Origin of the sequence: Serinicoccus hydrothermalis, from assembly GCF_001685415.1 — a bacterium.
Taxonomy (GTDB): domain Bacteria; phylum Actinomycetota; class Actinomycetes; order Actinomycetales; family Dermatophilaceae; genus Ornithinicoccus; species Ornithinicoccus hydrothermalis.
The window spans coordinates 2,327,810-2,347,304 of sequence record NZ_CP014989.1; the positions used below are offsets into that span (position 1 = coordinate 2,327,810).

18 protein-coding genes are annotated in these 19,495 nt (G+C 71.8%); 4 read left to right on the plus strand and 14 right to left on the minus strand.

The features are described from left to right. Positions 1 to 82: 82 nt before the first annotated feature. The 3 genes from SGUI_RS10820 to ald form a co-directional block, all read right to left on the minus strand. Entirely contained in the window at positions 83 to 1,486 is a 1,404-nt protein-coding gene (locus tag SGUI_RS10820; protein ID WP_066635635.1) for an IS1380 family transposase, read from the minus strand. Between the two features lie 454 nt (positions 1,487 to 1,940). Further along, on the minus strand, positions 1,941 to 3,389 hold the full coding sequence (locus tag SGUI_RS10825; RefSeq protein WP_237141506.1) for an ApeA N-terminal domain 1-containing protein: 1,449 nt from the start codon (positions 3,387 to 3,389) through the stop codon (positions 1,941 to 1,943). A 426-nt stretch (positions 3,390 to 3,815) separates the two neighbouring features. Beyond that, the gene (gene ald / locus SGUI_RS10830) at positions 3,816 to 4,931 is read right to left on the minus strand and encodes an alanine dehydrogenase (RefSeq protein WP_066639912.1); all 1,116 of its coding nucleotides are present in this window, start codon (positions 4,929 to 4,931) and stop codon (positions 3,816 to 3,818) included. Positions 4,932 to 5,058: 127 nt separating this feature from the next. On the opposite strand from ald, the gene hchA reads away from it, so the two are divergent. The 4 genes from hchA (at position 5,059) to SGUI_RS10850 (ending at position 9,725) form a co-directional block, all read left to right on the plus strand. Continuing rightward, entirely contained in the window at positions 5,059 to 5,916 is an 858-nt protein-coding gene (gene hchA, locus SGUI_RS10835) for a glyoxalase III HchA (RefSeq protein ID WP_066639914.1), read from the plus strand. A gap of 59 nt (positions 5,917 to 5,975) precedes the next feature. Next, positions 5,976 to 7,343, plus strand: coding sequence for a cryptochrome/photolyase family protein (locus tag SGUI_RS10840; RefSeq protein ID WP_083190858.1), 1,368 nt, complete (start codon positions 5,976 to 5,978; stop codon positions 7,341 to 7,343). A gap of 66 nt (positions 7,344 to 7,409) precedes the next feature. Next, on the plus strand, positions 7,410 to 8,132 hold the full coding sequence (locus SGUI_RS10845; protein ID WP_083190634.1) for a maleylpyruvate isomerase family mycothiol-dependent enzyme: 723 nt from the start codon (positions 7,410 to 7,412) through the stop codon (positions 8,130 to 8,132). Positions 8,133 to 8,306: 174 nt separating this feature from the next. After that, entirely contained in the window at positions 8,307 to 9,725 is a 1,419-nt protein-coding gene (locus SGUI_RS10850; protein ID WP_191090897.1) for an HNH endonuclease signature motif containing protein, read from the plus strand. Positions 9,726 to 9,869: 144 nt separating this feature from the next. On the opposite strand, the gene SGUI_RS10855 is transcribed toward SGUI_RS10850, so the two are convergent. The 11 genes from SGUI_RS10855 to SGUI_RS10900 form a co-directional block, all read right to left on the minus strand. Then, entirely contained in the window at positions 9,870 to 10,748 is an 879-nt protein-coding gene (locus tag SGUI_RS10855; protein ID WP_066639925.1) for an aldo/keto reductase, read from the minus strand. 41 nt (positions 10,749 to 10,789) lie between these two features. Then, the gene (locus tag SGUI_RS17485; protein WP_157621813.1) at positions 10,790 to 10,966 is read right to left on the minus strand and encodes a hypothetical protein; all 177 of its coding nucleotides are present in this window, start codon (positions 10,964 to 10,966) and stop codon (positions 10,790 to 10,792) included. A gap of 11 nt (positions 10,967 to 10,977) precedes the next feature. Next, the gene (locus SGUI_RS10860; protein ID WP_066639928.1) at positions 10,978 to 11,373 is read right to left on the minus strand and encodes a hypothetical protein; all 396 of its coding nucleotides are present in this window, start codon (positions 11,371 to 11,373) and stop codon (positions 10,978 to 10,980) included. 53 nt (positions 11,374 to 11,426) lie between these two features. Continuing rightward, positions 11,427 to 12,386: an aminoglycoside phosphotransferase family protein gene (locus SGUI_RS10865; RefSeq protein WP_066639931.1), complete on the minus strand. Its 960-nt coding sequence runs from the start codon at positions 12,384 to 12,386 to the stop codon at positions 11,427 to 11,429. A 45-nt stretch (positions 12,387 to 12,431) separates the two neighbouring features. Continuing rightward, positions 12,432 to 13,361, minus strand: coding sequence for a phosphodiesterase (locus SGUI_RS10870; RefSeq protein ID WP_335675142.1), 930 nt, complete (start codon positions 13,359 to 13,361; stop codon positions 12,432 to 12,434). A 160-nt stretch (positions 13,362 to 13,521) separates the two neighbouring features. Further along, entirely contained in the window at positions 13,522 to 14,271 is a 750-nt protein-coding gene (gene cobS, locus SGUI_RS10875) for an adenosylcobinamide-GDP ribazoletransferase (RefSeq protein ID WP_066639936.1), read from the minus strand. A 6-nt stretch (positions 14,272 to 14,277) separates the two neighbouring features. Next, complete coding sequence (gene cobT, locus SGUI_RS10880) at positions 14,278 to 15,405, minus strand: nicotinate-nucleotide--dimethylbenzimidazole phosphoribosyltransferase (protein ID WP_066639939.1); 1,128 nt, start codon at positions 15,403 to 15,405, stop codon at positions 14,278 to 14,280. A gap of 4 nt (positions 15,406 to 15,409) precedes the next feature. Beyond that, entirely contained in the window at positions 15,410 to 15,934 is a 525-nt protein-coding gene (cobU, locus tag SGUI_RS10885) for a bifunctional adenosylcobinamide kinase/adenosylcobinamide-phosphate guanylyltransferase (RefSeq protein ID WP_066639942.1), read from the minus strand. Between the two features lie 76 nt (positions 15,935 to 16,010). Beyond that, positions 16,011 to 17,165, minus strand: coding sequence for a CobD/CbiB family cobalamin biosynthesis protein (locus SGUI_RS10890; RefSeq protein ID WP_066639946.1), 1,155 nt, complete (start codon positions 17,163 to 17,165; stop codon positions 16,011 to 16,013). Positions 17,166 to 17,263: 98 nt separating this feature from the next. Next, positions 17,264 to 17,947: an adenosylcobinamide amidohydrolase gene (locus SGUI_RS10895; RefSeq protein WP_066639948.1), complete on the minus strand. Its 684-nt coding sequence runs from the start codon at positions 17,945 to 17,947 to the stop codon at positions 17,264 to 17,266. Then, complete coding sequence (locus SGUI_RS10900; RefSeq protein ID WP_237141334.1) at positions 17,941 to 19,491, minus strand: cobyric acid synthase; 1,551 nt, start codon at positions 19,489 to 19,491, stop codon at positions 17,941 to 17,943. The genes SGUI_RS10895 and SGUI_RS10900 overlap by 7 nt, the downstream gene beginning before the upstream one ends. Positions 19,492 to 19,495 lie beyond the last annotated feature (4 nt).

Below are 19,495 nucleotides of genomic sequence, written 5' to 3' on the forward strand. Positions count from 1 at the left end.
TGGCGGAGTGTCCACTTTTCGAGCGCCGCTACTGTCTACTTTTCAAGCGCCGCCGACAGTTGCGCCGTCGCCGGCTGAGCGGTCAGGTCGTGGCCGGTAGGGGTGGTCCGCAGACGGTGGTGAACAGTCGCTTCCAGGCCTGCTGCCAGGGCCAGTTCGTAGGCAGGTGCAGACGGAGTCGCCGGGCCGAGGACGCTGCCCGGGCGGGCACGGTGACCATGGTCCGGCGGATGGTGGCGGTGGTCGCTCGAGCCAGCTGGTGGCCGGTCAGCGTGGCGGCGGCACGGGTGAGGTTGAACGCGAGAACCGCGAGCACGAGCCACGCGGCGTTCGCGGCGAACTTGCCGGAAGGCAGGTGCGCCAGGGCAGAGCTCTTCAGGTCAGCGTTGACGTTCTCGATGACCGCGTGGGCGCGGTGGACCTTGTCAACGGCGACGGTGTCCAGGAGGTCGGCGTCGGTGGTGGTGAAGAACGCGTGGAAGCGCCAGGTGTCGAACAACTGGTCCTGGCCCTCACCCTTCTTGGGGTTCAGGTCAGGGATGCGGCGCACGACCAGGCGGCCGGGCACGTGATGGGAGCGGGCCTGAGCGGTGAACGCGGTGAAGGGGACCTCGGCGACCTCGGCACGGGAGATCCACGCCCCGGTGCTCTCGTCCCGGATGGCGTCGGTGTACTCGATCGGGGTCCACGCCTGCTCGTCGATGGTGGCGATCGCGGCCCGGATGCTGCTGGTCAGCCGCACGGTGACGGAGACCTCCGCGCCGGCCCGGACGGCGGCACCGATGGTGGGGTACCCGTAGAACGCCGAGTCTGCACGCACCAGAACGGGCCGGCTTGCCTGGTTGCTGCGCATCCTGGCCACGGTCGCCAGGGCGTCGGCGACCAGCCGGTCGGCTCCCCGCGGGGAGCCGACCGAGCCCTTGCGCAGCCGCTGGGCCACGACCACCGGGGCAGCCTGGTCGGTGGACACGGTGGCCAGCAGCGCGTTCAACCCGCGCACCCGGGTGTAGCCGAACCCGGCGCCCTGCTTGGCGTACCCGTGGACCTCGATGATCGTGTCATCCACGTCCACCACCGCGTACTCGTCCAGGCCCTTGACCACCGGGGTGAGGCGGGCCAGGTTGGTCAACACCCGGGAGGCGACGGCATCCAGCTGGCGGACGTGGCCGAAGGTGAACGCCCGCAGGAACGAGCCCAGCGTCGAGGGTGCGTAGCAGGCGGAGAAGAGCTTCTTCATCGCGCCGTGGCGCAGCAGCGCCATGTCATCGATGCTGTCCGCCCCAGCGACCATCCCGCCCACCAGCGCACACACCTTCGCCCCCGCGTTGGCGCCCTTGTCCGTGGGCACGCTGAGCCGCTGCTGCGAGAGCTCACCGAGCCCGGCCCGCTCGGCCAGTGCGATCACCGGCACCAGGCCCGCCGCCGACACCAAGTTCGGGTCGTCGAACAGCGCGGAGTCGGCCGTGAACCTGTGAGAGAGTCTCATCCCAGAGATGCCCTTCCGGGGTGGCAGTTTGGAACCGTCGCAAGTCCCAATCTCCCAGCACGGCAGGGCATCTCCTCGTTACGGCACGCTCACAACCCCCAGGTCATCGGTGGATCGAGGCTAAGGCGTCCTTACTGGCCCCGGCCCCATCACCGCTCGGCGCGCACGCGGCTAGGATCACGACCGCCAGCATCGTCGCGCTCACCACAGATGCCCGCACCTCGCCACCCTGTGACCGGCCCATGCGCCTCAGCCTATTCGACCGTGAACCGTCTCTGCTCGCTCAGGCGCACTCGTTGACCCTCGGTGATCGTCCTTCCGTGATGTCAACTCACGCGAGCGGCCGAGCGACAGATAGGCCGACGCGCACGAAGCGAGCGACCACGCTGGTGGCGGCAGAAGAGTGCGCTGAACGGCCGGTCGACCATCTCCCTCCCAGGAAGCCTGCGGCGGGCTACGCAGTTCCCGCGCTCGAGGAACTGTCGCTGGCCGCCGCCTTCCAGCCCCTCCAGCGGTCCGCATGAAACGCTACGAACTCAAGGTTGTCGAAGAGAACCGAGTTCGGGTGCCCAGCGTTGCTTCGTCCTGACTGCCACAGCAGCTCACCGGGCTTGGGCGAACGCTCGTTGTTGTAGCCCGCTTCCTGCAGCAATGCCAGGGACAACAACTGGTGGGCCGCCTGCTGGGCCAATATGACAAACAGGTCGTCATCACCTAGGCCGCCTTTCATCGCGAACCCATGAGCGAGGCTGTTTCGCAAGCTGGCACTGAGCTCTGCCCAGGCTGACACTGGATGTCCCAAGAGCCACTGTGCGGACTGTTCACCGAGCACCTCAGCCAGTCGTTCCAGCTTTTTCTGTAGTGGGAAGCGCCGCATGCGCAGGGTTAGTTTGACCGCGTCCCGCAAGTCCCTGTTGACCCCGACATCCTTTAGGGTCTTGAGCAAGCCCTCCTCTTGATCGCTCAACGGCGCGTCGTCCCACTTGTGCGCAGCCAGAGCTTCTAGTCCATTGCACGTGTCGATGAACTTGCTCTGGACGAACTGCCGGTCGTTCCGTGGAACGGCTGCCGCGACGGCCACAGGTAGGTCTTGGCACAAGCCCAGCCAGCGCGGGATAAACGACTCGAAGTCGATCTCGGCGGTGTCGAGGAATGGATCCCTGAGGCCTGACCGGCTCCACCGTCGCCCAACCGGTCGGCTCGCGTCGACGACGGTGAGCACTTGCTCACCCGTCGTGACTAGCCGCATGTTATAGGCCTGCATCGGTGCGCCGGTCACAATGGCGTGCAGGTCCGCCAAAGCGGCACTGACCCGCGTAAGGACCTCCAGTCTGACCCCTGCGGCTGAAGTCACCGCGTAGGTGGCGCCGTATGTCTTTAAGTCACTGTCGCGACCGAACTTATGCGAACTGCTGGGACCCAAGGTGAGCCGGAGGTCGTCGTCCAACTTTGACTCGAGCCGTCGTGGCTCCTCTCCGTCTGCAGGTCGATCCCACCGCCCCTCCCCTGCGTGGACTTCTGCTTGCATGTGAACGTTGAGGCCAGTCGGTCCGAGCCAATGCAACAGACCGGGAATCTCGAATACGGCCTCACCGTAAGGCTGTTGGTCGTCGACGTGGCCTCCCTGCAGCAACTGCCACGCGCTCCAGATGGTCTCCTTAACGGCCACTGAGTGAAGGCCAGATGGACCGCTGGACAAACTTGCCCCGGTCAGCGTAAAAGGTCCCGAAGGCGTCTCCCCGAACAACGTCTGATACTGCACGAGTCCGGGCGTTGAAGGCGCGTCGTCGAACTGGCCATGCAACGTCAGGCGCCAAGGGCTCGCTCGGCGCCCTGAACGCTGCTCCAAATACCCTGGCAATCGCTCGTCTGGTCGGTCAGCTCGCCACCAGAGGCCAATCACTGGGTCGAACGCTCCCAATCCTTCCCCCTTGGTCGCAGGTAATCAACGGCGGCGAGCTCGGTCTTGAGCACTACCCTAGTGTCGAATCTGGCTCTGGCTGCATTCCGCTCCTAAGCGAGCGGTCGACTCGAACCCCAACTCGGCGGATCGGGTATGGCCACCCTCCCGGTGAGGTACGTCTCGGCGGGCAACACACTAGCCCAGTCCGCATCCGACTCTCGGCATGACAGCGATGTACCGGCCCTCGGTGCGGCCGATCACCCATACAGCCCTGACTAGGGCAAGCCGATCGGCAAATCCGGTCTGTCACGAGCGTCGGACTAGCCTGCAAAAGGAGGACCCTGCCCAGGCAGGCGTGGTGTGACTGCCACCGGGAGAGCCGCCGGGGTGCGGCCAGTCGGCAGTGTCTGGCACAGACGCCCAGCCTCAGGCGAGCACTTCCTCGACGGCGACCGACTCCATACCGAACGCCTCGCCCACAGCGCCGTAGGTGAGCTTCCCCGCGTGGGTGTTGAGCCCCTTCGCCAGGGAGGCGTTGTCGCGCAGCGCCTGCTCCCAACCCTTATCGGCGAGCTGCACGGCATACGGAAGCGTGGCGTTGGTCAGAGCCCACGTCGACGTGTGCGGCACCGCGCCGGGCATGTTGGCGACGCAGTAGTAGAGCGAGTTGTGCATCGGGAAGGTCGGGTCGGCGTGCGTGGTCGGCCGGGAGCCCTCGAAGCAGCCGCCCTGGTCGATGGCGACGTCCACGAGCACCGAGCCCGGTTTCATCGTGGCGACCATGTCGTCGGTGACGAGCTTGGGTGCCTTGGCGCCGGGGATGAGCACGGTGCCGATGACCATGTCGGCCTCCGGCACGAGCTCGCTGATCGTCAAGTTGTTGGACGCGAGCTGCTTAACCTGGTTGTCGAAGCGCCAGAAGAGCGTGCGCAGCTTGTCGAGGTCGGTGTCGAGGATGGTCACGTCGGCGCCCATGCCGAGCGCGATGTTGGCGGCGTTCTGCCCTGCGACGCCGCCGCCGAGCACGAGCACCTTGGCGTTGGCCACGCCGCCGATACCGCCCATGAGCACGCCCCGTCCGCCGGAGGCCTTCATCATCGTGTGCGCCCCGACCTGCGGTGCGAGGCACCCGGCGACCTCCGACATCGGATAGAGCAGCGGCAGCATCCCGCTCGGCAGCTGCACGGTCTCGTAGGCAATCGCCGTCGTGCCCGCCTCGACCAGGCGCCGGGTGAGCGGCTCGTCGGCGGCCAGATGCAGGTAGGTGAAGAGTGTCAGGTCGTCGCGCAGGTAGGAGTACTCCTGCTCGATCGGCTCCTTGACCTTGAGCACCATCTCGCCCGCGGCCCACGTGTCATCCGGGCCGTGGACGATCGTGGCGCCCTGCGCGACATACTCCTCGTCGCTGATCGAGGAGCCGAGCCCGGCGCCCTGCTGCACGAAGACCTCGTGCCCGCGCCGCACCAGCTCGTGCACGCCGACCGGGGTGATGGCCACCCGGAACTCGTTGTTCTTGACCTCTGTGGGCACCGCGATCTTCATGGGCCCCACTATGCCGTGCCTCGCGTGCGAGCGACAGGTCTCGCTCGCGCACCACTCCCTCGTGGTGCACACTGGCAAGCCCTGTCCACCGGGCAGGGGAGTCAGGCATACGAGACAGGGAGCACCGATGTCGCAGACCGAAGACCGTCAGCCCACCGCAGACCCGGCCGAGGACAACGCCTTCTTCCCCTCGCCCTACTCGCTGAGCCAGTACACCGCCGACACGACCAACTTCGACGGTCTGGGGACCGAGCAGACCTACACAGGCGACCGGTGGAAGGTGCTCGTCATCGCCACCGACGAGCGCTACATGCTCATGCGCAACGGCACCTTCTTCTCCACCGGCAACCACCCCGTCGAGACCCTGCTGCCGATGCACCACATCATGCAGGCCGGGTATGCCGTAGACATCGCCACCATTTCCGGTGGACCGGGCAAGGTCGAGTGGTGGGCCTTCCCCCGCGAGGACGAGGCCGTCACCGGCACCTGGGACGCGACGCGCGCGGCGTTCAAGGCTCCGCACCGGCTGGCCGACGTCATCGACGCCGGGCTGGACGACTACGCCGCGGTCTTCATCCCCGGCGGGCACGGCGCGATGAACGGGCTCCCCTCCAGCCCGGACGTGCAGCGCGCCCTCGACTGGTTCCTGGACCACGACCGCCTCATCATCTCGATCTGCCACGGGCCTGCAGCCTTCGTCGCCGCCGGGATAGGGCGCGACACCAACCCGCTCTCCGGCTACTCCGTGGTCGCCTTCCCCGACGCCCTGGACTTCGGTGCCAACCTCGACATCGGCTACCTGCCCGGCGAGATGCCGTGGAAGCTGGGCGAGACCCTCACCGAGCAGGGCCTGACCGTGCAGAACGACGACATGTCGGGCGCCACGACGCGCGACCGCAACGTCCTCACCGGCGACAGCCCGCTGGCCGCCAACCAGCTCGGCAAAGACGCGGTCGAGGCGCTGCTGGAGTCCTTCGGCGACTAGTGCTGGCCACCCGCCCCCGGCCGACCTAGGGTCGGGTCCATGACCTGTGAGGTATGTCGTTGACCGCCCTGCTCTGGCTCCGTCGCGACCTACGCCGTGGTGACCATCCGGCGTTGCTCGCCGCCCGCGACGCGGGCGGGGACGAGGGCATCGCCGTGCTCTTTGTCGTCGACCCCGGTCTCTGGGAGCGCGGCGGTCCGGTCCGGCGAGCCTGGCTGACGGCGAGCCTGGAGGCCGCGAAGGAAGACTTCGACGGGCGGCTGGTCATCCGCCACGGTGACCCGGCGAAGGTCGTGCCTCAGGTCGCCGCCGAGATCGAGGCGGGCTCGGTGCACGTCACCCGCGAGGTCACGCCCGCCGGTCAGCGTCGCGACAAGAAGGTCCAGGAGGCGCTCGAGGACAAGGAGATCGACTGGGTCGAGACGGGTACCCCGTATGCCGTCGGCCCGGGGCTCGTCCGCAACGGCTCGGGCGACCCCTACAAGGTCTACACCCCCTTCCACCGCGCCTGGCACGACCACGGCTGGCCCGAGCCCGCGGCATACCCGCGCTCCCTCGACCTGGTCGAGGTGGACAGCCACCAGAAGGCGCTCGACATGCTCGACAAGGCGTTCCGCGAGGACGACCTGCCGACGATGCCCGAGGCGGGGGAGAAGGCCGCGCTGCAGCGGTGGCGCGACTTCCGCGACGAGGCGCTCGACGACTACGACGGCGACCGCGACAAGCCCGCCATCGACGGCACCAGCCGGCTCTCGGCCTACCTCAAGATCGGCGCGATCCACCCGCGGACGATCCTGGCCGACCTCGCCGACAAGCGCTCGCAGGGAGCGCAGACCTTCGAGCAGGAGATCGCCTGGCGGGAGTTCTACGCCGACGTGCTCTTCCAGAACCCGCGCAGCGCGTGGGAGGACCTGCGCGACGCGCTGCCCGGGATGGACTACGACGAGCCGGACGACGCAATCGAGGCATGGAAGGACGGGCGCACCGGCTTCCCCGTCGTCGACGCGGGCATGCGGCAGCTGCGCGAGGTCGGCTGGATGCACAACCGGGTGCGGATGATCACCGCCAGCTTCCTCACCAAGGACCTGCACGTGTGGTGGCCGACCGGCGCCCGCTGGTTCCTCGACCGGCTCGTCGACGGCGACATCGCCAGCAACAATCACGGCTGGCAGTGGGTCGCCGGGACCGGCACCGACGCCTCGCCCTACTTCCGCGTCTTCAACCCCATCACGCAGGGCGAGAAGTTCGACCCGACCGGCGACTACGTCCGCCGCTGGGTGCCCGAGCTGCGCCACCTCTCCGGCAAGTCCGCGCACCAGCCGTGGAACCACGACGACGGGTATGCCGAGGGCTACCCCGAGCGCATCGTCGACCACGCCGAGGAGCGCAAGGAGGCGTTGTCGAGGTACGAGTCCGCGCGCCGCTGAGCGGGGACACTGTGCATGCCCTGTGACGGCCGGATGCGCAGGCGTGCTCACGAGTAGGCTTCGGGCATGGAGGGGGAGATGAACAAGCCCCTCCCTGACTATCTCGGTCACGTCGAGGCCGATGTCTCTCGGATCGTCCAGCTCCTCGGTGCGGCCGACCCCCAGGACCTCGCCCGGCCGGTCGCCGCCTGCCCCGAGTGGGACGTCGCGGTAGTCGTCGGGCACCTGGGCGGGGTCCACCGCATGGTGATCCATGCCGTCCGGCACCGAGAGCCGTCGGGGGGATCGCGGGCGCACCTGCCTGGTGCCGAGGTCGACCTCGCGCCGTGGTTGGCCGCAGGTACTGCCGAGATGGTGGATCTCCTGCGACTCCCGCCGGAGAGACCCGCGTGGTCGTTCGATCCTCAGGGTCGGTCCGTGGCGTTCTGGCGGCGCCGGCAGGCGATGGAGAGTCTGGTGCATCGCATCGACGTGGAGCAGGCGTTGGGCAAGCCGTCCCCCGTGGACGCCACGCTGGCTAGCGACGGGGTCAGCGAGGTCCTCGACACGTTGGTCAGACTTCGGCAGGCGGAGGGGTCCGTGATCTTGCCGGACCACGCCATCGCTCTCGTCGCGTCGGACGTGGGTCTCACCTGGGCACTCGGTGTAGGTGAGCCGGTAGGGGCGCTCCGCGGCACGGCGGCAGACCTGCTGTCGACCCTGTGGCGGCGGAACACCGGTCAGACGGTGGACATCACGGGGGATGTCGCCGCGGTGCGCGAGATGCTCGCGCTCCCACTGGTGCCCTGACGACCCACGAGTCGTTCAGTTAGGACATCGTTGCAGGTCAGCGGGTATGTCGGTGGCTGGTGGTGGAGTGTGTCCATGGAGATGGCGAGTGGTGGCGAGCGTGGCGGGGTAGACCCGTGGGTGGTCGCTGCTGACGTCGCTGCGGAGCCGTGGCCGTGGCAGCAGAAGACGGCGGTGGCGCAGCTGCGTGCGGTTGCTGATGGCGGCGGGGCTGCTGCGGCCGAGGCGGCGCCGGTCGTGGTGCCCTTCGATGCGGACGACGTGTGGGCCGGGTTCGATGACACCGAGGCGATGGATGCCGCGGCCTACCGGGAGTTGATGGACGATGTCGCTGCCGCCCTGGCCGGTAGTGGCCAGGACCTTCCCGCGCAGGAGTTGCAGGAAGGGCTGACGGGAGCCAGGCGCGGGCTGGCGCGGTCGTCGCTGACCGCCGACGAGGTGGTCACCGTCCTGGATGAGGGACTGGTGGGCGCGGTCGAGGCGGTCGGAGAGCTGACGACGCAGCTGGGCGCAGTGGGCTTCATCCTCGCGCGGGAGGCGGCGTCGCGAGGGCTGCACACGGTGTTGTCGCTGTCCCTCGTGGACTGGTTGCGGGTGCGGTGCCCATGGATGTCGGTCCAGGACATCACGCAGATGACCGCGATCGTCACGGCCGCTTCGGACCCGGCGATGGCCGCGATCGGTGATGCGGTGGCGGCCGGCAGGGTGCCGATCCACCGCGCGGCGCTGGTGGCGCGGACGATGAGCCGGCTGCGGTCGTCGTTGGAGGTGGATCAGGTCGAGGACTACACCGGCATCGCGATCCGGGCGGCGGCTCGCAGGGACCTGTCGGACCGGGATCTGTCGAAGGTGTGCCAGCGGCTGATCGAGGACTTGCTGGAGGAGAAGGCGCCGGGTGAGCGGGAAAGGGCCGCGCATGAGCTGAGGTCGGTGACGAGCCGGAAGATCGGGCGGGGGGTGACGCGGTTCACGATCGATGCGCCGGCTGGCGAGGCAGCGACGATCTCGGGGGTCCTCACGTCGTCGCTGGCAGCGCCGACGCCGGTGAAGGACGAGCACGGTCAGATCACCGAGGCCGACCTGCGCTCGCCCGGTCAGCGCCGCTTCGACGCGTTGGCGACGGTGATCAACCGCGGCGTCTCGAACCCTGGGGCCGGGCCCTCCCAGGCCCGGTCCACGGTGATGCTGCTCATCCCGTTCGATCCGGCCGAGGGCGGGCCAGGTGGTGGTCCGGCATTCACGACCAACGGTGACTTCGTCCCGCCACGTGCAGCGGCGCAGCACGCCTGCGTGGGGGATGTGACGCCGGTGTGGGTCTCGCCCGAAGGGGAGCCGTTGATGCTGGGGGAGACCTCACGGTTCGCGACACCAGCGCAGTGGAAGGCGCTGGCCGTGCGTGATGGCGGTTGCACCTTCCCGGGGTGCAGTGCGCCCCCGCAGTGGTGCGACTCCCACCACGTGGAGCACTGGGCCCGCGGTGGTGACACGGACCTGACGAATCTGGCGCTGCTCTGCGGGCGACATCACACGCACGTCCACCAGCACGATCTGAGCGCCACGATCCGTGGCGGCACTGTGACCTGGCACCTGTGACAACCACGCCCCGCAGCCGGCCCCCGACGGGCCGGCCCACAGCCCTGCCTCGAGCATGCTCACCGGCGACCTGACCTGCCAGGTTCACCGAGCGATCTGCTCAGGACGACGCGAGCGGCGAGCCCTTCGACGACCCTGCCGGCCTCAGGCCTCCAGGCGGGCCAGCTCCTCCTCGGTGAGCTCCAGGTCGGCTGCCGCCGCGGAGTCGGTGACCGACTGGGGCCGCTTGGCGCCGGGGATCGGGATGACGACCGGCGACTGGGCGAGCTCCCAGGCCAGGGCCACCTGCTGCGGGCTGACGCCGCGCTCCTTCGCGACCTCGGCGAAGGCAGGGTGATGCTCGTCGAGCTGCTTGGCGTCGTTGAGGCCACCGAGCGGGGACCAGGGCAGGAACGCCAGACCCAGCTCCGTGCATACCTCGATCTCGGGGTGGCTGCTGCGGAACTTCGGGCTGAACTGGTTCTGCACGCTCACCAGCGCGTCGCCGAGGACCTCGTGCGCCGCGCGGATCTGGGCCGGGTCGGCGTTGGACAGACCGATCATCGCGACCTTGCCGGAGTCGGCGATGTGCTTGAGCGTGGCGAACGTCTCCTCGTCCGAGGTGTCCGGGTCGGGGCGGTGGTGCTGCCAGAGGGCGATCTGCTCGACCCCGAGCCGCTCGAGGCTGGCGTCGACCGCCGAGGTGAGGTGGCTGCGGGTGCTGTCGGTGTCCCAGTCGCCGCCGTCGGTGCGCACGTGTCCGCCCTTGGTCGCGAGCAGGACCTGGTCGCGCACGCCGAGCTCGTCGAGCAGGGAGGCGATGAGGCGCTCGTTCTCGCCCTGCGCGCCGGCGCCCTTGTCACCCGGGCCATAGGCGTCCGCCGTGTCGAAGAGCGTCACGCCCGCGTCCAGCGCGGCGCGGACGGTGTCGAGGAGCTGCTCGCGGGGCTGCTCCCCGCTCTGGTCGAAGGTCATGAGCCCCAGGCCGATCGCACCGACCTGGTGCTCGCCGACGGAGGGGTTGCCGATAGTCCGTGTCTGCATCCCTCGAGCGTATGCCGGGGGTCGCGGCGGCGCTCAGCCAGTCACCGGGTCCGCGGCTCCAACCTCCGGTGCCAGGCGGTGTGGTCGTCCACGTTGGCGCGCGGGACGAGCGCGAAGCACTCCTCGCAGACCCGCGGGCCGTCGACGATCGCTTGCTCGCCCGGGTCGCGCGCTTGCAGGCCGAGGTACTCCTTGGTGCGCTCCCATGCCTGGCCCATGACTGGGGAGCCTAGTGCCGGTGCCCCGGGTCCGCCGTGAGCAGCGAGCCGTTGCGGCGGGAGTCCGAGCACGTGACAGCCGCCACCGCCAGCATCCCTCCAGCGGCGAGGTAGCCCACTGCCACCGAAAGCAGGCTCGACACCCCGAGGACGGCATAGCCCGCCACCGCGAGCCACAGGAGAGCGCGACGCGACACTGCAGAGTCGACCCACCCGGCCGCCAGCGCCGCCGCGGCCGGCAGCACCATGGGGACTGTCCACCCTGCGGCCGCCGTCGCGGTGCCGCTGTCCTGGCCCAGCAGCCACACCTGCAGCGCCGCAGTGCCAAGGCCGCAGGCCACCGCGACGACGACGAGCCGCCACCAGGTCCACAGCTCGCGCCCTGCATCCTCGTGTTGCTGGACCATCTGCTCCTCCCTGGAGTGCTTCCTGTCGAGCGTATACGGGTGCGCGGCGGCGCTCAGTCGGTGAACGCCTTCGCCAGGGCGATCATCCGCGCCCGGAAGTCGTCGGAGGCGGGCGCGTGCGGCGCCGCCCACACGGCGTTGAGCACGAGCCGGACGAAGGTCCAGGCCCGCACCCGGTCCTCGTCCAGCCCGGCGGCCTCAGCGACGACGTCGGCGCGCAGCCGGGCGTGGGTGCGCAGATTGCTCGCCCGGGCCGCCTCCTCGGCGCGGTTCCAGACGACGGGGGCGACGGCATACGCCCACTCGGCAGCCACCGGCTTGGGGTCGATCGCGAGCCAGTCACCGCGGTTGGTCGCGTCGGGGAGCGGGGCGAGCACGTTGAGGTCGTGCAGGTCCTCGTGCACCAGCGAGGCGGAGGTGCCGGTCAGCAGGTCGGGGAGGGTCGAGGCGGCCTGCTCGATGAGCCGGCGCGGCACGAGCGGGGTGCCTCGGCTGAGCTGCTCGGCCCAGCGCTGCGCCTTCGTCGCGACGGTGTCGATGCGGGGGAGTGCTGGCCGGTCGAGGTCGCGCATGAGCAGGCCGACGACCTCGCACGCCTCGAGCAGCGGCCGGTCCCGCAGGCAGCGGTCCGCGTCGAGACGCTCCAGCAGCAGCGCGGAGGCGACCGGGTCGGCGGAGAGCAGCCGCACCGCGCCGCGGCCGTCCCAGGCCCGCAGCGCCAGGTGCTCGTGCCGGGCCTCGGCGTGCGGCATGGTCACCTTGAGCGCCGCCGCCTCCCCGGTATGCCGTCGCACCGGCACCACGAGCGCGCACTCGCCGTGCCGGCTGGGGCCGTCGACGCGCAGCCGCCAGTCCTGCAGCAGCCGGTCGAGGAGGGCGGGGAGGCCGTCCAGCCAGGTCGCTCCGTCGACGGCGCGGGGCTGCCCGGCCCGGTCCGGCAGCGCCCCGAGCAGCTCGTCCGCGGGCCGGTCGCGGACCAGCTCGGCGAAGGAGTCGGGGATCAGGTCGGGCACCGGGCCACCTTAGGTGCCGCGGCGGCGGGGCCCGTCAGCGTCGTCTCACCCGGATCCGAGTGCTGAGTCCTTGCGGGAGACCAGCTCGCGGCGCTGCTCCGGGCTCATCTGCGCGAGCTGGGCGGCCACCTCGGCGGGGTGACCCGCGACCTCGGGAGCCGGCGCGACCGGGACGATCGAGTGGACGACGCGGTCGGCATACACGTGGACGACGTTGACCGACTGGTGCGCGTCGACCGCCGAGGTGAAGCGCGCGTCCGGCGCCGGGTCCTCGAGGTAGCAGGTCGCCGCAGCCACGCTCACCGGGATCCCGGCGAAGGTCGAGTGCGAGGAGAAGTGGAAGTGCCCGCCGAGGATGCTGATGACGTCCGTGCCGGCGAGCACGCCCGCGAGCCGGTCCTGGTCGAGCAGCTCGATGATCGCGGCGGCCGGGACCAGCGGGACGGGGATCGGTGGGTGGTGCAGCGCGAGGATCGTGCCGTGCTCGGCGGGGGTCGAGAGGACCTCGGCGAGCCACCTGAGCTGCTCGTCGCGCAGCTCGCCGTGGTGGTAGCCGGGAACCGTGGTGTCGAGCGAGATGATCCGGAGGCCGCCGACGTCGTAGACCGCGTCCTGCGGCTCGTCCACGCCGACCTCGCGGCCGAAGAGCTCGGCGGCGTAGGCGGGGCGCTCGTCGTGGTTGCCCATGACCCAGACCACCTGCGCGCCCAGGTCGGCGGCGAGGGGGTCGACGAGCTCGCGCAGCTGCCGGTATGCCGCCGGCTCGCCGAGGTCGGCGAGGTCACCGGTGATAACGATCGCCTCGGGCGCCGGGTCGAGCCGGGTCAGCCGCTCCAGGGCGGTACGGAGCCGGGCCGTCGTGTCGATCGCGCCGAGCTGCAGCGCCCCGTCGGCGAGCAGGTGGGTGTCGCTGACGTGGGCGATCGTGCGCAGCGGGGCGGGGTGCTGGCCGAACTGCGGGGCGGGCTGGCTCACGGCCGCCAATCTACCGACCGGACGTCCGGTCTGGCGGCCTCCCGACCCACCGAGCGTCCGCTCTGGCGGTCGCCCTACTCCCCGAGCGCCCGGTCTGGTGGCAGAAAGATCACCATTCTGGACGCTCGGTGGGGATGAGGTGGGTCAGGGAGGAGGCGGGTCAGGGGAGGAGCGCGAGGGCGGCGAGCAGCCCGGCCAGCTGGGTGAGCACCGCCGTGGCGCCGAGCACGTCCCCGGTCACGCCCTCGAGCGTCCGCTCCGCCGCCACCTCGACGAGCGGCGGCACGACGAAGGCGGCGAGCAGGACGCCTACCCCCACCCAGACCCCGACCGGCCAGAGCACGAGCGTCGACAGCGCGGCCAGGCCACCTGCCACGACGACCGAGCCGGGCCGCAGCCCCTGGACGAGCGGCCCCGCCGTCCCCTCGGGCCGCGCCGACGGCAACCGCAGCGCCACGGTGAGCATGCCCGAGCGCGACAGCGCGCCGACCGAGGCGAGCACCGCGACGACGCCCCACCACTCGAGCGCCACCAACAGCGTCTGGACCGCCGCGATCTGCAGCACCAGCGCGAGCACCACGGCGGCCGTGCCGTAGACCCCGACGGCGTGGTCCTTCATGATCCGCAGCCGGCTCTCGCGGTCGTGCCCGCCGCAGCCGTCGGCGCAGTCCGCCAGGCCGTCCAGGTGCAGGGCGCCGGTGAGCACGACCTCGGCCAGCACGGCGAGGGTCGCGGCCACGAGCGGCGGCACCAGCAGGCCGGCACCCCAGGCGACCGCACCCACGACCGCCCCGACACCGGCCCCCACGACCGGGAACGCCCAGGCCGCCCGGGCCAGGTCGAAGCCCTCGCGCTGCGGCAGCGGCACCCGGGTCAGGAAGCTCGTCGCGTCCCGCAGCGCGCCGATCATCGGCGCTCAGCCACCGTCGGCCGACGCACCGCCGCCGTCCGCGCCCGCAGACCCGCTGCTCAGGTCGGCCAGGTCGCCCATGTCCTGCAGCAGCGCCAGGCTGGAGCGGATCAGCGGGATCGCCAGGGCCGCCCCGCTGGCCTCGCCGAGCCGCATCTGCAGGTCGAGCAGCGGGGTGAGCCCCATCTCCTCGAGTTGCATGGAGTGGCCCGGCTCGGTCGAGCGGTGCGCGGCGATCATCGCGTCGGCGGCCGCCGGGCACAGCCGCCAGGCGACCAGCGCGCCCGCGGTGCTGATGAACCCGTCCAGGAGCGCGGGCACCCGGTGCGCGGCGCACGCCAGCGCCACCCCCGCCAGCGCGGCGATCTCCAGCCCGCCCATCGCCGCGAGCACGTCCCACGGGTCCTCGACGTCCTCATGGCGAGCGAGCACGGCGTCGACCGTCTCCACCTTGTGCGCGAGCGCCTCCCCCTCGAGGCCGGTCCCGGCGCCCACGACGCGCGCCGGGTCGCGGTCGAGGATCGCGGAGGTGAGGATGCTGGCGGTCGTCGTGCTGCCGATGCCCATCTCGCCCAGGGCGATGAGGTCGGCGCCGTCCTCGATGAGATCCTCGGCCAGCCGGATCCCCACCGCCACCGCCTGCTCGGCCTCGGCGCGGGTCATGGCCCAGCCCTCGGCGCTGTTGTCGGTCCCGGCGCGCACCCGCCGGTCCAGCACCGGCGCATACGCGTGCGTGGGGTGCAGCTGCGGCGGGTCGACCACCCCGAGGTCGGCGACGACGAGCTGCGCGTCGGCCTGGTGCGCGAGGATCGCCACGGCGGCGCGTCCGCCGGCGAAGGCGGCGAGCATCTGCCCGGTGACCTCCTGCGGGTATGCGCTCACCCCGGCCCGCGCGATCCCGTGGTCGGCGGCGCACACGAGCACGACGGGGGAGTCGACCCGGGGCGTGGTGGTGCCCCGGATGCTCGCCACCCGGGCGGCCAGCCCCTCGAGCCGGCCCAGGCTGTGCAGCGGCTTCATCTTGCCGTCGAGGGCGCGGGCGACGGCCGCGGAGCTCTCGTGGTCGGGGCCCCCGATCGCGGCGATCGTGCGCTCGATCAGGGCGCGGTCGGCGCTCTGCTCGGTGTCGGCCATGCGGTCAGTCCTCCTGCGGGTCGAGGGTCAGGGTGCGTCCGGCGACGACGAGCTGAGCCAGACCGGCCTCCCGGGCCAGGACGGCGTTGACCCGACCCAGACGGTCACGGTATCCCCTCGACACCGGGTGCATGGGGACGATCCCCAGCCCGACCTCGTTGGTCACGACGATCACGCTGCCCCGGTATGCCGTGGCCCACGCAGCCAGCGCCCGTGCCCGGTCGAGCGTGGTCTCCTCGTCGTCGCCGTGTTCCATGAGGTTGGAGACCCACAGGCTGAGGCAGTCGACGACGACGCAGGCGCCGGGGTCGAGGGCCGCGCAGGCGTCGACGAGGTCCAGCGGCGCCTCGACGGTCGTCCAGGAGGCGGGGCGCTCGGCCTGGTGGCGGGAGATCCGGTCGGCCATCTCCTCGTCCCGCGCCTGCCCGGTGGCCACGAGGACCACCGGGTCTCCGCTGCGCTGCGCGCGGCGGACGGCGAGGGCGGACTTGCCGCTGCGGGCGCCCCCGGTGAGCAGGGTCAGGCTCATGCGGGTGCTCCTGGGCAGTTCGATGCGGTGTCGCTGCGGGCTGCCCCAGCGTCCCACGGGGCCCGGCGCAGCGTCATCATGCTGCCCTGGCGTCCGAGCGGAGCCGGCGCAGCGTCGCGAGGGCCGCGACAGCGAGGCACGCGGCCACGACGGCGAGCTCCACCCGGTCGACGAGCCGGCGCGCCCGGGCGATGTCGGTCGGACCCGGCCGAGGGCCGGAGCCGAGCCGCGGCCGCTCCTCGCGGCGACCGGCATACTCCAGCGGGCCTCCGAGCTCGACGCCCAGCGCCCCCGCGACGGCGCTCTCTGCGACTCCGGCGTTGGGGGAGGGGTGGGCCGGCGCATCCCGCCGCACGGTCGCCAGGACACCGAGCCCCGTGACGTCGCGTGGCCGCGCTGCCTCCTCGCCTGTCCCTCCCTCGGACCTGAACACGGTCCCTGGTCCCTCCCCGGACCTGAACACCCTTCCTGGACCGGAGCGGAGGAAATATCCGCCGCTCTGCTCCAGCAAGCGTGCACAGGCGGTGTCCAGGGCGACGAGGCCGGCGAAGAGCCGCGCCGGCACCCAGGCCAGGATGTCGTCGGCGCGCGCGGCGACAGTGCCGAAACGCGCATACCGGGGGCTGCGGTGCCCGACCATCGCGTCCATGGTGTTGACCGCGCGGTGGACGAGCACCCCGGGCGCCCCCGCGACGAGGCCCCAGAAGGCCGGGGCGATGACGGCGTCCACGGTGTTCTCCGCGAGCGACTCGACCACGGCCGCCGCGACGCCGGACTCGTCGAGGCCGCTCGGGTCGCGTCCGACGAGCCAGGGCAGGCGCTCGCGGGCGCCGTCGAGGTCACCGGCGAGCAGGAGTGCCTCGATGTCGCGGGAGGTATGCCGCAGCATCCGTCCGGCGCTCGCCACCCCCACCGCAGCGGCCAGACCCGCCGGCCCGAGCCGGGCGAGGGATGCGCCGGCGAGGGCGCCCAGGCCGGCGCCGACGACGGCATACCCGGCCCCGGCGCTGCGGCGGTCGGCGTAGGTGAGGCCTTCGACACGGCCCATGGCCGTGCCGAACCACGCCACCGGGTGCCAGGCGTCCGGCGGCTCGCCCAGCGCGCGGTCGAGCAGCAGCCCCGCCGCGACGCCGAGCGCTCGGTAGGCGAGGACGGGACGCTTCGTGGCCCGCCGACGGCGAGCCTGTGGCGTCGGCCGGCGCTCCTGTCGGGAGCGGATCCCCCGGGCCACCGCGACTCCTACGCAGGAAGTGTTCCTCTGCGCTGATGCATCACCGCAGAGGAACAGCTTCTGCGTAGGAGTGAGCCGGCCGGGACGCGGAAGGGCCTTCACCAGACGACCCCCGCCCCGTCGCCGTCGTCGGGCCGCCAGGGGTGGGCCACCAGCCCGTCGCGGACCGCGGCGTGGACGGCCTTCGCGACCCGGCCTCCCCAGGTCGACCGGACCCCGGCGAAGGGCTCGCCGTCGTCGCCCGCGGGCGGCTCCGGGCTGAGCACGACGGCCGCGTCGCTGGCGGTGCCGGTGCCGGGCACACCCGCCTCGACCAGGGCCTGCGCCTTGGCCTCGGTCAGCGTGCCGACGGCCTGCACGAGTGCCGAGGCCGACAGCGGCACCGGCACGACCACGACGGTGTTGATGGTGCCGGGGGTGTATGCCCCGCGACCGGACACCCCGTCGTGACACGTTCCGCCGGGCGGCACCGGCCAGGTCGGCTTGGTGACGCCGACGGTGGCCCAGGCCCGTACCCCTCCCGCCGTGATCGCCACCACCTGCGCGACGTCGGCCGCGGTGAGCAGGGTCGCCCCCGGCCCGGTGAGCCCGAGACCCGCGGCGCGCTCGGCGGCATACCGCTCGAGGTCGGTGCGGGTGAAGTCGTCGCCGACGTCGAGGTTCGTCACCCAGCCCGGCCGGACCAGCCCGCCCCCGACCGACGCGGAGCTCAGCCCCCACCACCCCTCGGGCACGCTCCAGACCAGCGCCTTGGCGGCGTCCTCCCGCCGGAAGGTCACCATCCCGGCGCCTCCTCCGGTGCGGCAGCGGTATGCGCCAGGTCCAGCACGGCGTCCACGTCGAGGTGCGCCTCGACCCAGTCGGCCAGGTGGTCGAGATGATCCTCCAGGGCGCGGGCATACGGCACGGGCGAGGGTCGAAACGAGCGCCGACGCACGGCGGCCACCGCCCCGAGGAAGGCGTGCCGCAGGTCGTCCTCGTCGAGGACCCCGTGCACCGTCGTGCCGCGCACCCGGCGGTCAGCGCTGAGGCACCCCTCGTCCCCGGTCCCATGGAGGCTCAGCCAAGGCGCAGCATCCTCGAGCGCGGACACGCGGCCAAGGTGGATCTGGTAGCCGCTTACTGCCGACGACCCGCCCGCCACCCGCCCGGTGACCCGGCGCACCACCTTGGGCCGCGCGAAGCGGGTCGACACCGGGAGCAGGCCCAGTCCGCGCACCCCAGGGGCCGCCAGACTGGACGTCCGGTCGGGGTCGGGGGTGTGCTCGACGCCGTCGTCCTCGATCTCCACCCCGAGCATCTGGTAGCCGCCGCAGATCCCCAGGACGTGTGGACCGGCGGGATCCTCCGCCGCCCGCACGACCGCGTCGGCCAGCCCCCGCCCGCGCAGCCAGCGCAGGTCGGCCACGGTGGCCCGCGTGCCGGGCAGCACCACGAGATCGAGGTCGTGCAGCTCGCCCGGCCGCGTCACCCACCGCAGCTCGACCGAGGGCTCGAGGACCAGCGGGTCCAGGTCCGAGGGGTTGGCCAGGTGCGGCAGCGCCACCACCCCGATCCGCACCGGGCGATCCGGCTTCTCGCCCGCGCCCATCCCGAGCCCGGGCCGCCCCGGGGCCCGCAGGTCCAGCGAGTCCTCGACGCCGAGCATGAGGTGGTCGCCCAGGTGCGGCAGCACCCCCAGCACCGGTATGCCCGTGCGCGCCTCGAGGTCGCGCACCGCCGGCCCCAGCAGCGAGACGTCGCCGCGCATCCCGTTGAGCACGACGCCGCGCAGGCACGCCTGCAGCGGCTCGGGCAGCAGCGCCCAGGTGCCGTAGGCCGCGGCAAAGGCGCCGCCCCGGTCGATGTCGACGACCAGCACGGCGGGCATACCGGCGGCCGCGGCCAGTGGGAGGTTGACGACGTCGCGGTCCAGCAGGTTGGGCTCGGCGGCCCCGCCCGCGCCCTCGGCGACGACCACCTCGTGCTCGCCGCGCAGCGAGGTCAGGGCGTCGAGCACCACCGGCCGCAACGCCCGCGCCCGGTCGCCGTAGCCCACCGCGTCGTCGACCCCGACCTCCTCGCCGAGGACGACGACGTGCGAGCGACCGCCCGAGGGCTTGAGCAGCACCGGCCCCAACCGCCGGTCGGTCTCCACCCGCGCCGCCAGCGCCTGCATCGCCTGGGCCCGGCCGATCTCCCCGCCGTCCGGCGTGACCGCGGCGTGGTTGGACATGTTCTGCGCCTTGAACGGCGCGACGTCGACCCCGCGCCGCGCGAGCGCCCGGCAGAGGCCGGCGGTGATGGTCGACTTCCCGGCGCCGCTGCCGGCGCCGGCCACGAGCACCGCG

Excerpts from the sequence above, each read along its gene's own strand:
- SGUI_RS17485 (WP_157621813.1), bottom strand. The coding sequence starts at position 10,966 with ATGGGCCAGGCATGGGAGCGCACCAAGGAGTACCTCGGCCTGCAAGCG.
- cobS (WP_066639936.1), bottom strand. The coding sequence starts at position 14,271 with ATGATCGGCGCGCTGCGGGACGCGACGAGCTTCCTGACCCGGGTGCCG.
- SGUI_RS10855 (WP_066639925.1), bottom strand. The coding sequence starts at position 10,748 with ATGCAGACACGGACTATCGGCAACCCCTCCGTCGGCGAGCACCAGGTC.
- SGUI_RS10845 (WP_083190634.1), top strand. The coding sequence starts at position 7,410 with ATGGAGGGGGAGATGAACAAGCCCCTCCCTGACTATCTCGGTCACGTC.
- cobU (WP_066639942.1), bottom strand. The coding sequence starts at position 15,934 with ATGAGCCTGACCCTGCTCACCGGGGGCGCCCGCAGCGGCAAGTCCGCC.
- cobT (WP_066639939.1), bottom strand. The coding sequence starts at position 15,405 with ATGGCCGACACCGAGCAGAGCGCCGACCGCGCCCTGATCGAGCGCACG.
- ald (WP_066639912.1), bottom strand. The coding sequence starts at position 4,931 with ATGAAGATCGCGGTGCCCACAGAGGTCAAGAACAACGAGTTCCGGGTG.
- SGUI_RS10895 (WP_066639948.1), bottom strand. The coding sequence starts at position 17,947 with ATGGTGACCTTCCGGCGGGAGGACGCCGCCAAGGCGCTGGTCTGGAGC.
- hchA (WP_066639914.1), top strand. The coding sequence starts at position 5,059 with ATGTCGCAGACCGAAGACCGTCAGCCCACCGCAGACCCGGCCGAGGAC.
- SGUI_RS10860 (WP_066639928.1), bottom strand. The coding sequence starts at position 11,373 with ATGGTCCAGCAACACGAGGATGCAGGGCGCGAGCTGTGGACCTGGTGG.
- SGUI_RS10820 (WP_066635635.1), bottom strand. The coding sequence starts at position 1,486 with ATGAGACTCTCTCACAGGTTCACGGCCGACTCCGCGCTGTTCGACGAC.